At 71.9% G+C, this 15,237-nt stretch carries 12 protein-coding genes and 1 rRNA gene; 7 read left to right on the top strand and 6 right to left on the bottom strand.

Annotation, left to right across the window (positions count from 1 at the left end; all coding sequences use genetic code 11):
* Positions 1 to 78 precede the first annotated feature (78 nt).
* Complete coding sequence (locus AB0L45_RS37520; protein ID WP_365848256.1) at positions 79 to 1,191, bottom strand: iron chelate uptake ABC transporter family permease subunit; 1,113 nt, start codon at positions 1,189 to 1,191, stop codon at positions 79 to 81.
* Complete coding sequence (locus tag AB0L45_RS37515; RefSeq protein WP_365848255.1) at positions 1,188 to 2,231, bottom strand: iron chelate uptake ABC transporter family permease subunit; 1,044 nt, start codon at positions 2,229 to 2,231, stop codon at positions 1,188 to 1,190. Before AB0L45_RS37515 ends, AB0L45_RS37520 begins: the two co-directional genes overlap by 4 nt.
* 185 nt (positions 2,232 to 2,416) lie before the next feature.
* Here AB0L45_RS37515 and AB0L45_RS37510 point away from each other — a divergent pair, with 185 nt between their 5' ends.
* Positions 2,417 to 3,442 carry an ABC transporter substrate-binding protein gene (locus AB0L45_RS37510; protein ID WP_365848254.1) on the top strand — a complete coding sequence of 342 codons (1,026 nt, stop codon included), beginning with the start codon at positions 2,417 to 2,419 and terminating at the stop codon, positions 3,440 to 3,442.
* 94 nt (positions 3,443 to 3,536) lie between these two features.
* Positions 3,537 to 4,424, top strand: coding sequence for a siderophore-interacting protein (locus AB0L45_RS37505; protein ID WP_365848253.1), 888 nt, complete (start codon positions 3,537 to 3,539; stop codon positions 4,422 to 4,424).
* A gap of 115 nt (positions 4,425 to 4,539) precedes the next feature.
* Here the strand turns inward: AB0L45_RS37505 and AB0L45_RS37500 are convergent, their stop codons facing one another.
* Positions 4,540 to 5,568 carry an HAD-IIA family hydrolase gene (locus AB0L45_RS37500; protein ID WP_365848252.1) on the bottom strand — a complete coding sequence of 343 codons (1,029 nt, stop codon included), beginning with the start codon at positions 5,566 to 5,568 and terminating at the stop codon, positions 4,540 to 4,542.
* A gap of 142 nt (positions 5,569 to 5,710) precedes the next feature.
* Here AB0L45_RS37500 and AB0L45_RS37495 point away from each other — a divergent pair, with 142 nt between their 5' ends.
* The 5 genes from AB0L45_RS37495 (at position 5,711) to AB0L45_RS37475 (ending at position 12,583) form a co-directional block, all read left to right on the top strand.
* Entirely contained in the window at positions 5,711 to 6,970 is a 1,260-nt protein-coding gene (locus tag AB0L45_RS37495) for a DUF1015 domain-containing protein (protein ID WP_365848251.1), read from the top strand.
* A 226-nt stretch (positions 6,971 to 7,196) separates the two neighbouring features.
* Positions 7,197 to 8,798: an aspartate aminotransferase family protein gene (locus AB0L45_RS37490; protein ID WP_365848250.1), complete on the top strand. Its 1,602-nt coding sequence runs from the start codon at positions 7,197 to 7,199 to the stop codon at positions 8,796 to 8,798.
* 64 nt (positions 8,799 to 8,862) lie between these two features.
* The gene (locus AB0L45_RS37485; protein ID WP_365848249.1) at positions 8,863 to 10,185 is read left to right on the top strand and encodes a lysine N(6)-hydroxylase/L-ornithine N(5)-oxygenase family protein; all 1,323 of its coding nucleotides are present in this window, start codon (positions 8,863 to 8,865) and stop codon (positions 10,183 to 10,185) included.
* A complete protein-coding gene (locus tag AB0L45_RS37480; RefSeq protein WP_365848248.1) occupies positions 10,182 to 10,754 on the top strand; it encodes a GNAT family N-acetyltransferase in 573 nt (190 codons plus the stop codon). Before AB0L45_RS37485 ends, AB0L45_RS37480 begins: the two co-directional genes overlap by 4 nt.
* Positions 10,748 to 12,583 carry an IucA/IucC family siderophore biosynthesis protein gene (locus tag AB0L45_RS37475; protein ID WP_365848247.1) on the top strand — a complete coding sequence of 612 codons (1,836 nt, stop codon included), beginning with the start codon at positions 10,748 to 10,750 and terminating at the stop codon, positions 12,581 to 12,583. The genes AB0L45_RS37480 and AB0L45_RS37475 overlap by 7 nt, the downstream gene beginning before the upstream one ends.
* A gap of 100 nt (positions 12,584 to 12,683) precedes the next feature.
* Here the strand turns inward: AB0L45_RS37475 and AB0L45_RS37470 are convergent, their stop codons facing one another.
* The 3 genes from AB0L45_RS37470 to rrf all read right to left on the bottom strand — a co-directional run bounded on the left by AB0L45_RS37470 (position 12,684) and on the right by rrf (position 15,042).
* On the bottom strand, positions 12,684 to 13,556 hold the full coding sequence (locus AB0L45_RS37470; protein WP_365848273.1) for a hypothetical protein: 873 nt from the start codon (positions 13,554 to 13,556) through the stop codon (positions 12,684 to 12,686).
* Positions 13,484 to 14,719, bottom strand: coding sequence for a hypothetical protein (locus tag AB0L45_RS37465; RefSeq protein WP_365848277.1), 1,236 nt, complete (start codon positions 14,717 to 14,719; stop codon positions 13,484 to 13,486). Before AB0L45_RS37465 ends, AB0L45_RS37470 begins: the two co-directional genes overlap by 73 nt.
* Positions 14,720 to 14,925: 206 nt before the next feature.
* Positions 14,926 to 15,042 (bottom strand): 5S ribosomal RNA (gene rrf / locus AB0L45_RS37460).
* Positions 15,043 to 15,237: the final 195 nt, after the last annotated feature.

The raw sequence follows: 15,237 nt of genomic DNA, 5'->3' as shown, positions 1-15,237 counted from the left end.
TCTGCGTCGTGGGGGCCCGGTGCGGCGCGCTCGGCGCCGCGCGGTGGCCGGTGGCGGTACGGTCCGCGTCCCGCGCGCTCATATCCGCCCCGCCTTGCGCTCGGAAGCCAGCAGCCACAGCAGGTAGCCGCCGCCGAGCACTCCGGTGAGCACGCCCACCGGGAGCTGGTCGGCGCCGAAGAGCTGCTGGGAGAGCCAGTCGGCGCTCACCAGGAGGGCGGCGCCCATGAGGGCGGCGGGCAGCAGGTTGGGGCCGGGCGAGCGGGTGAGCCGGCGGGCGAGCTGCGGCGCGGTCAGCGCGAGGAAGGCGATCGGCCCGGCCGCGGCGGTCGCCGCGGCGACCAGCACCACGGCCGCCGCCAGCAGCACCATGCGCACCCGCTGGACCGGGACGCCCAGTGCGTACGCGGCGTCGTCGCCCATCTCCAGCATCCGCAGCGGCCGCCCGTACAGCAGTGACAGCGGGATCAGGACGGCGCAGACGATGGCCAGCGGCCACACCTGGTCCCAGTCCCGGCCGCTGAGGGTGCCGGTCATCCAGGTGACGGCCTGGGTGGCCTCGACGATGTTCGCCTTGGTCATCAGGTACAGGACCATCGCGTAGAGCATCGCGGCGGCGCCGATGCCGACGAGGACGAAGCGGTAGCCGTGGATGCCGCCCTTCCACGCCAGCAGGAAGATCGCCAGTCCGGTGACGATGCCGCCGACGACCGATCCGGCGGCCACCGCGAAGGTGCCGCCCTGGAAGAAGACGATGACGAGCAGCGCGCCGACCGTCGAGCCCTGGGAGAAGCCGAGGACGTCGGGGCTGCCGAGCGGGTTGCGGGAGACGGCCTGGAAGACGGCTCCGGCGATCCCGAAGGCGGCGCCGACCAGCAGTCCGACCAGCACCCGCGGCAGCCGCAGGTCGTTGACGATGAACTCCTGCGCGGGGGTGCCGGACCCGGTGAGGGTGGCCAGGACGTCCGCCGGGCCCATCGGGAAGTCGCCGGTGCCGATCAGCAGGACGCTCGCGAACAGGGCCACGGCCGCCAGCAGCACGGAGACGACGAGGGCCCGTGCGTCCAGGCGTACCGACAGCCCGCCGGCGGTGCGTACCGCCCGTACGGGCCGGCCCGTGTGCGCGGCGGCGGCCCGGCCGGCCGCCGCGGAATCGTTCCGGTCGGTGCCGGTCTTGACGGTGGAACTCACAGCTGGGCCATCCTCCGACGCCGTACGAGGTAGATGAAGACCGGGCCGCCGACGACGGCCGTCACGATGCCGACCTGGATCTCGCCGGGCCGCGCCACGACGCGCCCCAGGACGTCGGCGCCGAGCAGCAGGACGGGCGACAGGACCGCGGAGTACGGCAGGATCCACCGCAGGTCGGGGCCGGTGACGGCGCGCACGACGTGCGGGACCATCAGGCCGACGTAGACGATCGGGCCGCAGGCGGCGGTCGCGCCGCCGCACAGCAGGGTGACGGCGATCATCGCCAGTACCCGGGTGCGGGTCAGCCGGGCGCCCAGGGCGCGCGCCTGGTCGTCGCCGAGGGCGATGGCGTTCAGGGGGCGTCCGACGGCGAGCGCCAGTACGGCGCCGGCCAGGAGGAAGGGGGCGACCTCCTGAACGGTGGTCATGGTGGCGGAGGCCAGCGAGCCGACCGTCCAGAAGCGCATCCGGTCCAGCGCCGCGGTGTCCAGGAGGTTGACGGCGTTGATGTAGCCGATCAGTACGGCGGACAGGGCGGTGCCGGCCAGCGCGAGCCGTACGGGGGTGGCGCTGCGGGTGCCGCCGAGCACGTACACGGCGACCGAGACGACCGCGGCGCCCAGGAAGGCGAACCACACGTACCCGGTCAGGGAGGTGATGCCCAGGAAGCTGATGGCGGAGACGACGGCCGCCGAGGCGCCCGCGTTGATGCCGAGGACACCCGGGTCGGCGAGGGGGTTGCGGGTCAGGGCCTGCATGACCGTGCCGGCCAGCCCCAGCGCCGCGCCGGCCAGCAGGCCGAGGAGGGTGCGCGGCAGGCGTACGTCCCGTACGACCACGTCGGTGTCGTCGCCCGTGTAGTGGAAGAGGGCGTGCCACACCTGGTCGAGGGGTACCTGTTTCGCGCCGACGGCGATGCCCAGGGCGGTGACGATCACCAGGAGGCCGACGGAGGCGACGAGCCCCGCCGAGCGAGTGATCTGCCGCCGCCGCGGTGCCGCGGGGGCGTTTGCTGCTTCGGGGGGACTGTCAACCAACACGGGAGTTAGGTTAGCCTACCCTCACGATCAGACATCAAGTCGTTCCGCTGGGCCTTTTACCGGCCCTTTGCCGTACGTCCTGACGTCCGACCGAAACCGTACTGAAGACCGTGAACGACCGGCTGAAGTCCCGTCAAGCCTGGCCGGCCGTGCCGAGGCCCAGCCCAGAGAGAAGCACAGCGCCCATGAGCACCTCCCGAAGCGTATCCCTGTCCCGACGCGGTGTCCTCGCCGCCGGTGGCGCCGTCGGTATCGGCGCCCTGCTGGCCGCCTGCGGAGGCGGCAAGGACTCGGGCTCCAAGGGGGACGTCAAGGGCGGCGCCTGGTCCTTCACCGACGACCGCAAGAAGAAGGTCTCGCTCGACCACACGCCGCAGCGCATCGTCGCCTTCACCGGCACCGCGGCCGCGCTGTACGACTTCGGCATCGACAAGCAGGTCGTCGGCGTCTTCGGCCCGACCAAGCTGACGGACGGCAAGCCGGACCCGCAGGCCGGGGACATCGACGTGGACCGCGTCAGCATCATCGGCAACGCGTACAACCAGTTCGCGGTCGAGAAGTACGCGGCCCTCGACCCCGACCTGCTGATCACCAACATGTACGAGCCGGGCGCCCTGTGGTTCGTGCCGGACGAGAGCAAGGACAAGATCACCAAGCTGGCCGAGCAGGTGGCCATCACCTCGGCCCGGGTTCCGCTGGTGAAGATCATCGAGCGGTACGCCGAGCTGGCGCAGTCCCTCGGCGCCGACCTGAAGGCCAAGAAGGTCACCGACGCCAAGGCCCGCTTCGAGAAGGCCGCGGCCGAGCTGCGCAAGGCCGCCAAGGCCAACCCGGTCCGGGTGCTCGCCTGCTCCGGCAGCGCCGACCTCTTCTACGCCTCCAACCCCGGCATCAACTCCGACATCATGTACTTCAAGTCCCTGGGCGTGGACATCATCGTCCCCGACAACCTGGACAAGGGCGGCTACTTCGAGAACCTGAGCTGGGAGAACGCCGACAAGTACCCGGCCGACGTGCTCATGCTCGACAACCGCACCTCCGCCCTCCAGCCCAAGGACCTGGCCGCCAAGCCCGCCTGGAACAAGCTGCCCGCCGTCAAGGCAGGACAGGTCACCGGCTGGTCGAGCGAGCCGCGCTTCTCCTACGCGGGCGCCGCCCCGCTGATCGAAGACCTCACCAAGGCCATCCAGAACGCCAAGAAGGTCGCCTGACGCGCCGCCGGTCCGCCCGCCGCACCGGCCGGCCCGGCTTCGCACCCCGCCCCCACCGCAGTCACCGAGTCACGGTTCCGGGAGGTTCCTCCGCATGACCACGACCGCCGCACCCGCCACCACCCCGTTCCGCTTCTTCGACGTGCACGTCGTGCGCACCCGGCGGCTCGGGCCCTCCATGGTCCGGATCACCTTCGGCGGCGAACGGCTCGGCGAACTGGCCTCCGGCGGCCGTGACCAGCGCTTCAAACTGTTCCTCCCGCAGGCCCACCAGTCCGAGCCGGTCTTCGCCGACCAGGGCGAGAACTGGTATCCCGCCTGGCGCGCCCAGGACCCGGCGGAGCGCCCGCTGATGCGCTCGTACACCATCCGCGAGCAGCGCCACGAGCCCGACGAGATCGACGTGGACTTCGCCCTGCACGGCGCGGACGCCCCGGGCGCCGCGGCCGGCGGCCCGGCCTCGCGGTGGGCGGCGTCCGCCGTGCCCGGCGACCGCGTCTCGGTCCTCGGCCCGGCCGTCGAGGACAACGGCGGCGTCGACTTCCGCCCGCCGCCCGGCACCGACTGGATCCTGCTGACCGGCGACGAGACGGCACTGCCCGCGGTGGCCGGCATCCTGGCCTGGCTCTCCCCCGGCACCCAGGCCAAGGTCTTCCTGTCCGTCGCGCACGCGGCCGACCGCCAGGAGCTGCCCACCTTCGCGGACGCGGACATCACCTGGCTCGCGGCCGACGAGCGGCCGGCGGACGGGCAGGACGCCCTCCTCGAAGCGGTCCGCGCCGCCGAGCTGCCCGAGGGGACGCCGTACGCCTGGATCGCGGGCGAGGCGGGCAACGTCAAGGCGCTGCGCCGGCACCTCGTGCGGGAGCGCTGCTTCGACCGGCGGGCCGTGAAGTTCACCGGCTACTGGCGGCGCGGCGCCAGCGAGGAGGACCTGCTCGCGGAGTACATCGCGAGCACGGCCGCCGACGACCAGGGCTGACGGCCCCGGCTCCGGCCCCCCGTACCGTGCGCGTACGACGGTCCGTACCCGCACACCACAGGGAGGGGCCCCGCTCACCGAGCGGGGCCCCTCCTGTCTTCCGGCAGACGGTGCTTCACAGCCCGAGCCGCGCCAGCGCCTTCCCCGCGTCGGCGTCGCAGCTGCCGTCCCCCGCCGCCGTCCAGGCCGCCGCGCACAGCGCCCGCAGGCCGTCCAGCGGCGCGCCCTCACCGTCCAGCGCCGGCGCGCCGTCCCGCAGGGACGCGGTCCAGCCGCCGCACCGGAAGCCGCCGTCCGCCTCCCCGGACACCTCCGGCTGCGGGCCGAGCAGGCCGCGCAGGTCGGCGTCGACGTATGTGGGCCGGTGCTGCGGCGGCGCGGCCAGCAGCTCGGCGGCGGTGGTCACGCCGGTCAGCACCAGCAGCGAGTCCACACCGCCGTTGTAGGCGCCCTCGATGTCCGTGTCGAGCCGGTCGCCGACCACCAGCGGCCGCTGCGCGCCGGTCCGCAGCACCGTCTCGCGGTGCATGGGCGTCTCCGGCTTGCCCGCCACCTGGGGCGTGCCGCCGGTGGCGGTCCGTACGACCTGCACCAGCGCGCCGTTGCCGGGGGCGATGCCGCGCTCCTTGGGGATCGTCAGGTCGGTGTTCGAGGCGAACCAGGGCACGCCGCGCTGGACGGCGTACGCGGCCTCCGCCAGCCGTTCCCAGTCCAGTTTCGGGTCGAATCCCTGCACCACGGCGGCCGGGTCGTCGTCCGCGGAGTCCACCGGCTCCAGCCCGCGCTCGCGCAGCGCCACCCGCAGGCCTTCGCCGCCGACCGCCAGCACCCGCGCGCCGTCGGGCACCTGGCCGGCGATCAGCCGGGCGACCGCCTGCGCCGAGGTGATGACGTCCGTCGGGGCGGTGGGCAGCCCGTACCCGGTGAGCTGGTCCGCGACCGTGTCCGGGGTCCGGGAGGCGTTGTTGGTCACGTACGCCAGGTGCATACCGCCGTCCCGGGCCGTGGTGAGCGACGCGACGGCGTGGTCGATCGCCGAGCCGCCGGCGTAGACGACTCCGTCCAGGTCCAGCAGCGCCGTGTCGTACGCCGCGCTCAGTGCCCGTTCGCACTGTCCGGGCTGCTTGCGCACCCGCTCGCTCATGCCGTTTCGCTCCTTCTCCGCACAGGTACTCAGGTGGGTCAGCGGGTTCCGCGAAACGGAACCCGGTCTACCGATATTTCCGGCCGGACCACGGTTTCCCCCCGATCATCCCGCACTCACCGAGGCGGCATAGCATTCCCCAATGACCAGCACCGACGGCCTCCGCCTCCACCCTTTCCGCGGGCTGCGCTACGCCCCGGACCGCGTCAGCAGCCTCACGGCCGTCACCTCGCCGCCGTACGACGTCGTCGTACGGCCGGACGGTGTGCGCCACCTCGAAACGGCCGACCCGTACAACATCGTGCGGCTGATCCTCCCTCAGGCACCCGACCCCGCCACCCGGCACCGCCAGGCCGCCGAGACGCTGCGCCGCTGGCGCGCGCAGGGCGTCCTGGCGACCGACGACCGGCCCGCGCTCTACGTGTACGAACAGAGCAAGGGCAGCATCCTGCAACGCGGCCTCATCGGCGCGCTCGCCCTCGACGGCCCTGTGCTGCCGCACGAGGACGTGATCCCCGAGGTCGTCGAGGACCGCGCCGCCCTGATGCGCGAGGCCGCCGCCAACTTCGAGCCGCTGCTCCTGTCCTACGTCGGCCAGGGCACCGGCAACGGCGCCACCGGCGTCATCGAACGGACCGCGCGCACCACGCCGCTGCTCGCCACCACCACCGAGGACGGCTTCGCCCACCGGCTGTGGGCCGTCACCGACCCCGCCGACCTGGCCGCCATCGACGAGGACCTCGCCGTACGGCACGCCCTGATCGCCGACGGCCACCACCGCTGGGCCACCTACCAGCGGCTGCGCGAGGAGCACCCCGGCGACGCGGCGAGCCCCTGGGCCAGCGGCCTGGTGCTCCTCGTCGACTCCGCCCGCCACCCGCTCCAGGTGCGCGCCATCCACCGCGTACTGCCGCACCTGCCGCTGGACGACGCGCTGGCCGGGCTGGACGGCGCCTTCCGCGTCCGGCCGGTGGAGGGCCCGCTCGACGCGGCGCTGGCGGCGCTGGACGCGACGGCCGGCAGCGCCTTCCTGCTGGCGTCGGGGCCGGAGCGGTTCTGTGTGCTGGACCGTCCCGATCCGCAGCTGCTCGACCGGACGATCCGCCGGGACCGCCCCGCGGCGTGGCGCGAGCTGGACGCGACCGTGCTGCATTCGGTCCTGCTGGACGAGGTGTGGCGGATCCCTGACCACCCGTCCGAGATCAGCTATCTGCACAGCGCCGGGGACGCGGTCGAGCAGGCGGCGAAGCACGGCGGTACGGCCGTACTGATGCGTCCGGTCCTGGAGCGGACCGTGCGCCAACTCGCGCTGGACGGGGTGACCATGCCGCGTAAGTCGACATCCTTCGGGCCCAAGCCGGCCACCGGTCTGGTACTGCGCGTACTGGACGAAGAGGCCTGATTCCCGGCCGTACGGCCCCTTTGCACCCGACGACGGCCCGGCGCGGGCGACCCGCGCCGGGGCCTCGGCACCCCTTTCCCTCCCGCCACACAAGTTAGGTTAGGCTTACCTCATCACGTAAGCGGATGGGGCCGTTCCCCCCTGCGCCGACGGTCTTCTGCCCAGGCGCGGGCGTTCCATGCGCATCCCCCCACGTGAGCAAGTCCGCATCAGGGAGGACACGTTCATGAGTCTCCTCGCGCACTCCGCCGAGGACCCGTCGCCCGCCGCGCACACCGGAGCGCCGGACAGCCGGTCGCAGCTGTTCAACGACAGCACCACCGAGCACTACCGCCGCTCCGTCGCCGAAGGCGTCAACCGCATAGCCGACAAAATATCCCGTACCGAACGCCCCTTCACCGGCGTCACGGTCGACGGCCTCACCCCCACCGTGGCCGGTATCGACCTCGAACAGCCGCTGCATGACCCCGCCGCCGCGCTGGACGAACTCGAAGAGGTCTACCTCCGCGACGCGGTCTACTTCCACCACCCGCGCTACCTCGCACACCTCAACTGCCCGGTCGTCATCCCCGCCCTGGTGGGCGAGGCGGTGCTCTCCGCGGTCAACTCCTCGCTGGACACCTGGGACCAGAGCGCCGGCGGCACCCTCATCGAGCGCCGCCTGATCGACTGGACCGCCCGGCGCATCGGCCTCGGCGAGCGCGCCGACGGCATCTTCACCAGCGGCGGCACCCAGTCCAACCTCCAGGCCATGCTGCTGGCCCGCGACGAGGCCTGCCGTACGGCCCTCGCCCGCGAGAACAACCCGGACGAGAGCATTCCGGGCGAAGGGCCCCAGAGCGCCACAACTCCCGTACGCCGTACCGACATCCTGCCCCGGCTGCGCATCCTCGCCTCCCAGGTCGGCCACTTCAGCATCGAGAAGGCCGCCACCCTGCTGGGCCTCGGCGCGGAAGCCGTCATCGCGGTGCCGTGCGGCCCCGACAAGCGGATGCGCGCCGACGCGCTCGCCGCCGAACTGGCGCGCTGCGCGGCCGAAGGCCTGATCCCGATGGCCGTCGTCGCCACCGCGGGCACCACCGACTTCGGCAGCATCGACCCGCTGCCCGAGGTCGCCGACCTGTGCGCCCGGTACGGCGCCTGGATGCACGTGGACGCCGCGTACGGCTGCGGCCTGCTGGTCTCCCGCCGCCGCGCCCTCCTGGACGGCATCGAGCGCGCCGACTCGGTGACGGTGGACTACCACAAGTCCTTCTTCCAGCCGGTCAGCTCCAGCGCCGTCCTCGTCCGCGACCACGCCACCCTGCGGCACGTCACGTACCACGCGGACTACCTCAACCCGGCGCGGATGGCCGAGCGCCGCATCCCCAACCAGGTCGACAAGTCGATCCAGACCACCCGCCGCTTCGACGCGCTCAAACTCTGGCTGACCCTGCGCACCATGGGCGCCGACGGCATCGGCGAACTCTTCGACGAGGTCGTCGACCGCGCCGCCGACGCCTGGAAACTGCTCAACGACGACCCGCGCTTCGAGGTCGTGGTCGAGCCGCAGCTCAGCACCCTGGTCTTCCGCTACCTGCCGTACACCGACGACCGGGATCCGGTGCTGAGCGACGAGGTCAACCTGCACGCCAGGGAAGCGCTGTTCGCCTCCGGGGACGCCGTCGTCGCGGGCACCGTCGTCGACGGCCGGCACTACCTGAAGTTCACCCTGCTCAACCCCGAGACCACGCTGGCCGACATCGCCACGGTCCTCGACCTGATCGCCGAGCACGCCGGCGCGTACCTCGCCGCGCGCCCCGAACCGGCCCTCAGCGCCGCGAGCTGACCGTCCCCGCCGACCGGCCCGCACAGCCGACGGCCGACCGACACCCCGCAAACGGAGACCCCACGTGTCCGCCCCTCACGACTTCATCGCCATCGGCCTCGGGCCCTTCAACCTCGGCCTCGCCTGCCTGACCGAGCCCATCGACGAGCTGGACGGCCTGTTCCTGGACAACAAACCGTCCTTCGACTGGCACCCGGGCATGATGCTGGAGACCAGCACCCTCCAGGTGCCCTTCATGGCCGACCTGGTCACCCTCGCCGACCCGACCTCCCCGTTCTCCTTCCTGAACTACCTGAAGGAAGCGGGACGGATGTACTCCTTCTACATCCGCGAGAGCTTCTACCCGCTGCGCGCCGAGTACAACGACTACTGCCGCTGGGCCGCCGCCAAGCTCGACACCGTCCGCTTCGGCCACCAGGTCACCACCGTCGAGTACGACGAGCGGGAGCAGGTCTACGTCGTCCACGCCGACCACCTGCCCACCGGCGGGAAGAAGACCTACCGCGCCCGCAAGCTCGTCCTCGGCACCGGCACCCCGCCGCACATCCCCGAAGCCTGCCAGGGCCTCGGCGGCGACTTCCTGCACAACGCGGACTACCTGGAGAACAAGGCCGCCCTCCAGGCCAAGGACTCCATCACCATCGTCGGCAGCGGCCAGAGCGCCGCGGAGATCTACTACGACCTCCTCCAGGACATCGACAGCCACGGCTACCACCTGACCTGGGCCACCCGCTCCCCGCGCTTCTTCCCCCTCGAATACACCAAGCTCACCCTGGAGATGACCTCCCCGGAGTACGTGGACTACTTCCACGCGCTGCCCGCGGCCACCCGGGACCGGCTCAACGCCGCGCACAAGAACCTCTACAAGGGCATCGACTCCGAGCTGATCAACGAGATCTTCGACCTGCTCTACCAGAAGAACCTCCACGGTCCCTGCCCGACCCGGCTGCTCACCAACACCGCGCTCGACGGGGCCGGTTACGACGAGGCCTCCGGCACGTACACCCTCCAGCTGCGCCAGGAGGAGCAGGGCCAGGACTTCACCCTCGCCACCCAGGGCCTGGTGCTGGCCACCGGATACCGGTACGCGACACCGGAGTTCCTCGCCCCCGTCACCGACCGCATCGCCTGGGACGACTCCGGCCGCTACGCGGTCGCCCGCAACTACAGCGTCGACACCGCGGGCCGCGACATCTTCGTGCAGAACGCCGAGCTGCACACCCACGGCTTCGTCACCCCCGACCTGGGCATGGCCGCGTACCGCAACTCCTGCATCATCCGCGAGCTGCTCGGCCGCGAGTACTACCCGGTCGAGAAGTCCATCGCCTTCCAGGAGTTCGCCGCCCCGGCCGGACCGCACCAGCCCGTGGAGGTCTCCCCCGTATGACCGCGCCCGTCTTCACCCGCACCCACGCCTCGCTCGGCGAGTTCGCGCTGCGCCCGGTCGACCCGGCCGGCGACGCGGAGCTGCTGCACGGCTGGGTCACCCACCCCAAAGCCGTTTACTGGATGATGCAGGACGCCGACCTGGCGGCGGTGGAGCAGGAGTTCGCGCGCATCGACGCCGACCCGTACCACGACGCCTTCATCGGCCTGCACAACGGCGTCCCCGCCTTCCTGATGGAGCGCTACGACCCGGCGCACCGCGAGGTCACCGAGGTCCACGAGGCCGCGCCCGGCGACGTGGGCATGCACTTCCTGACCGCGCCCACCGACACCCCGGTGCACGGCTTCACCCTCGCCGTGATCACCACCGTCATGGACATGCTGTTCGCCGAGCCCGGCAACCAGCGCGTCGTCGTCGAACCCGCCGTGGGGAACACCGCGGTGCACGCCCTGAACAAGGCCGTCGGCTTCGAGATCGTCCGCACCGTCACGCTGCCCAAGGGCGAGGCGTACCTGAGCACCTGCACCCGCGGCCAGTTCCTGGCCGCCCGAGGAGAAAACCCATGCTGAACCCCACCGCGGACACCACCTCGGCCCCTGCCGGGACCACCGCCCGCGACGCCGTCCGCCACCTCACCCCCGAGCTGTGGGCGCGCGCCAACCGCCTCCTCGTCCGCAAGGCCCTCGCCGAGTTCGCCCACGAGCGCCTGCTGACACCGCAGCGGCTGCCCGAGGACGGCCACTACGTCGTCCGCAGCGACGACGACCGCGTCGAGTACCGCTTCACCGCCCGCCGGCTGAGCCTGGACCACTGGCACATCGACGCCGACGCCATCACCCGCCGCCGCGACGGCGCCGAGGTCCCCCTGGACGCCCTCGACTTCTTCATCGAGCTGCGCCGCACCCTCGCCCTCAGCGACGACATCCTGCCCGTCTACCTGGAGGAGATCAGCTCCACCCTCTCCGGTACGGCGTACAAGCTGGCCGCCGGCCCCCTGGCCGCCGCGGAACTGGCGAAAGCGGACTTCCAGACCATCGAGACCGGGATGTCCGAAGGCCACCCGTGCTTCGTCGCCAACAACGGCCGCCTCGGCTTCGGCGTGCACGAGTACCACGCGTACGCACCCGAGGCCGCGCACCCCGTCCGCCTCATCTGGCTGGCCGCGCGCCGCGACCGCTCGACCTTCACCGCGGGCGAGGGCCTGGACTACGACCGGCTGATCCAGGAGGAGCTGGGTGGCCCCACCCTGGAGCGGTTCGCCGCCACGCTGCGGGACCTCGGCCTGGACCCGGCGGACTACCACCTGATCCCCGTCCACCCCTGGCAGTGGTGGAACAAGCTCTCCGTCACCTTCGCCGCCGAGGTCGCCCAGCAGCACCTGGTCTGCCTCGGCCCCGGCGACGACGCGTACCTGGCGCAGCAGTCCATCCGGACGTTCTTCAACACCAGCGACCCGTCGAAGCACTACGTCAAGACGGCGCTGTCGGTCCTCAACATGGGCTTCATGCGCGGCCTGTCCGCCGCCTACATGGAGGCCACCCCGGCCATCAACGACTGGCTGGCGGGCCTGATCGCGAGCGACGAGACGTTCCGCGCGGCCCGCTTCTCGATCATCCGCGAGCGTGCCGCCATCGGCTACCACCACCGCCAGTACGAGGCCGCCACCGCCAAGGGCTCCCCGTACCTGAAGATGCTCGCCGCGCTGTGGCGCGAGAGCCCGGTGCCCACCCTGGAGCCCGGCCAGCGGGTCGCCACCATGGCTTCCCTGCTGCACACCGACCCCGAGGGCGGCTCGCTGGCCGCCGCCCTCATCGAGGAGTCCGGCCTGGCCCCGGCGGACTGGCTCCGCCGCTACGTGGACGCCTACCTCACGCCCGTTCTGCACGCGTTCTACGCCTACGACCTGGTCTTCATGCCGCACGGCGAGAACGTCATCCTGGTCATCGAGGACGGCACCGTGCAGCGCGCGATCTTCAAGGACATCGCCGAGGAGATCGCCGTCATGGACCCGGACGCGGTCCTGCCGCCGGCCGTCGAGCGCATCCGCGCCGACGTCCCCGAGGACAAGAAGCTGCTGTCCCTCTTCACGGACGTCTTCGACTGCTTCTTCCGCTTCCTGAACGGCATCCTCGTCACGCACGACGTGCTGGACGAGGACACCTTCTGGCGTACGGTCGCCGACTGCGTGAGCGCCTACCAGGAGGCCAACCCGCAGCTCGCCGACAAGTTCCGGCAGTACGACATGTTCGCGGACGAGTTCGCGCTGTCCTGCCTCAACCGTCTCCAGCTGCGCAACAACGAGCAGATGGTGGACCTCCAGGACCCGGCCGGCGCCCTCCATCTGATCGGCACGCTGGAGAACCCGATCGCCCGGTACGCGCATGCTGCGGACGGGTGACGGCTGCCCCATACAGGTGAAGGGCGGAACCCCTCGGGGTTCCGCCCTTCATTCATGTGCGGTCACGCGGCAGCCGGGCCACCGCGTGACCACGGTGGAATCAGCCCTGCTCGGGGCGCTCCTCGCGCGGCACGCCGGCGGGCGTACCGCCTTCGGTGGCCTCGGAAGCGGTGGCGGAGGCCTCGGAACCGGGGGTGGAGGCCTCCGGCGCGGTGGCGGAGGACTCAGGCGCGTCCTCGTGGTCCTCCGTGGCGTCGTCGTCCTCGTCCATGTCCTCGTCCGCGTCCTCCAGTGCGTCCGTGAACTCCACGCCGTCCAGCTCGGCCAGCCGGTCCGAGGCGTTCGTGGTGCCGCCCTGGTCGGCCTCCAGCGCCTTGGCGAACCACTCGCGGGCCTCGTCCTCGCGGCCGACCTCCAGCAGCGCGTCGGCGTAGGCGTACCGCAGACGGGCGGTCCACGGCTGTACGGAGTTCGACGCCAGCTCGGAGCTCTGCAGCGTCACGACGGCCGCGTCGGTCTGGCCCATGTCGCGCCGGGCACCGGCCGCGACCAGCCGCATCTCGACCTGGCCGGCCCGGTCCAGCTTCTGCACCTCGGGCTCACCGGCCATCGCCAGGGCCTTCTCCGGCCGGCCGAGGCCGCGCTCGCAGTCGGCCATCACGGGCCACAGCTCCACGCTGCCGGTCATCCGCCGCGCCGCGCGGAACTCCGCCAGCGCCTCGCCGTACTTGCCGACGGCGTACGCGGCGAAGCCGGCCGCCTCGCGTACGGCGGGGACACGCGACGCGAGCCGCAGCGCCACCCGCGAGTAGCCGTACGCCTCCTCCGGCTCCTCGTCGAGCAGCTTGGCCACCATGACCAGGTTCCGGGCCACGTCGTCGGCGAGCGTCTTGGGCAGGCTCAGCAGCTCCTGCCGTACGTCCTTGTCGATCTCGTCGCCCGTGACGTCGTCCGGGATCGGCAGCCGCTTGATCGGCTCCCGGTCCCGCCGGTCGTCCCGGCGGTCGTCGCGACGGAACCCGCCACGGTCGCCGTCCCGGCGGTCGTCACGGCCGCGCCCGGCACCGTACGGGCGGCGCCCGCCACGGTCGTCGTCACGGCGGAAGCCACCGCGGTCGTCGTCCCGGCGGGGGCCGCGGTCGTCGCGACGGAAGCCGCCGCGGTCGCCGCCACGGTCGTTGTCGCGACGGAAGCCGCCGCGGTCGTCATCGCGGCGCGGACCACGGTCGTCCCGGCGGAAACCGCCGCGGTCGTCGTCCCGGCGGGGGCCACGGTCATCGCGACGGAAGCCACCACGGTCGTCATCGCGACGCGGACCGCGGTCATCGCGACGGAAGCCACCACGGTCGTCATCGCGACGCGGACCGCGGTCATCGCGACGGAAGCCACCACGGTCGTCGTCACGGCGCGGGCCACGGTCGTCCCGGCGGAAGCCACCACGGTCGTCATCGCGACGCGGACCACGGTCATCGCGACGGAAGCCACCACGGTCGTCATCGCGACGCGGACCACGGTCGTCCCGGCGGAAGCCACCACGGTCGTCATCGCGGCGCGGACCACGGTCATCGCGGCGGAAACCGCCACGGTCGTCGTCACGGCGCGGGCCACGGTCGTCCCGGCGGAAGCCACCGCGGTCGTCATCGCGGCGGAAGCTGCCGCGGTCGTCGTCGCGGCGCGGGCCGCGCGGGCGGTCGTCGCGGCGGTCGTCCCGGCGGAAGCCACCACGGTCGTCATCGCGGCGCGGACCGCGGTCATCGCGCCGGAAGCCACCACGGTCGTCGTCACGGCGCGGACCGCGGTCATCGCGGCGGAAACCGCCGCGGTCGTCGTCACGGCGCGGGCCGCGCGGGGCGCGGTCGTCACGCGAGAAGCCAGGACGGTCGTCGCGGCGGAAGCCACCACGGTCGCCCTCACGGCGCGGGGCACGGTCGTCGCGCGGGAAGCCCCCGCGGTCGTCGCGGCGGAAGCCACCGCGGTCGTTGTCGCGGCGGGGGCCGCGGTCGTCGTCCCGACGCGGGCCACGGTCATCGCGGTCGTCGCGGCGGAAACCGCCGCGGTCGTCCCGGCGTCCGGCGCCGAATCCGCCACCAGAGGGCCGGCCGCCCCGGTCGTCCCGGCGCGGACCACGGTCGTCACGCCGGAATCCGCCGCGGTCACCGCCCTCGCGCCGCTGCGGCCGGCGCTCCGAACGATCGTCGGAAGAGTTGGGGGACATCGACGTGACTCCTGTCTTCGGTACTGCAAACATTCTCGCGCACCGACCACTCCGGCGCGCTTCGGCGAAACAAAAAAGGACCCTCAGCCCCAGCGTGAACGCTGGGACCAAGGGTCCTCCAAAGATTGTTCGGCGGCGTCCTACTCTCCCACAAGGTCCCCCTTGCAGTACCATCGGCGCTGAAAGGCTTAGCTTCCGGGTTCGGAATGTAACCGGGCGTTTCCCTAACGCTATGACCACCGAAACCCTATCGGGTTCTAGCGAACAAGCACACTCTTCAATTGAATAAATCAATCAGTGGAACTTGGTTCACCGACGCTGCGACTGTTCGCAACCCGGGAACCACACAGTGGACGCGAGCAACTGAGGACAAGCCCTCGGCCTATTAGTACCAGTCAACTCCACCCGTTACCAGGCTTCCATATCTGGCCTATCAACC

The organism is Streptomyces sp. NPDC052496, from assembly GCF_040679095.1.
Classification (GTDB): Bacteria; Actinomycetota; Actinomycetes; order Streptomycetales; family Streptomycetaceae; genus Streptomyces.
The sequence above is the reverse complement of the archived record's forward strand: the minus strand, read 5'-3'. Positions and strand labels throughout refer to the sequence as shown.

What these genes read in the sequence shown, in the direction of transcription:
- AB0L45_RS37475 (WP_365848247.1), top strand. Translation starts at nt 10,748, where the DNA reads ATGCTGAACCCCACCGCGGACACCACCTCGGCCCCTGCCGGGACCACC.
- AB0L45_RS37490 (WP_365848250.1), top strand. Translation starts at nt 7,197, where the DNA reads ATGAGTCTCCTCGCGCACTCCGCCGAGGACCCGTCGCCCGCCGCGCAC.
- AB0L45_RS37505 (WP_365848253.1), top strand. Translation starts at nt 3,537, where the DNA reads ATGACCACGACCGCCGCACCCGCCACCACCCCGTTCCGCTTCTTCGAC.
- AB0L45_RS37480 (WP_365848248.1), top strand. Translation starts at nt 10,182, where the DNA reads ATGACCGCGCCCGTCTTCACCCGCACCCACGCCTCGCTCGGCGAGTTC.
- AB0L45_RS37495 (WP_365848251.1), top strand. Translation starts at nt 5,711, where the DNA reads ATGACCAGCACCGACGGCCTCCGCCTCCACCCTTTCCGCGGGCTGCGC.
- AB0L45_RS37500 (WP_365848252.1), bottom strand. Translation starts at nt 5,568, where the DNA reads ATGAGCGAGCGGGTGCGCAAGCAGCCCGGACAGTGCGAACGGGCACTG.
- AB0L45_RS37510 (WP_365848254.1), top strand. Translation starts at nt 2,417, where the DNA reads ATGAGCACCTCCCGAAGCGTATCCCTGTCCCGACGCGGTGTCCTCGCC.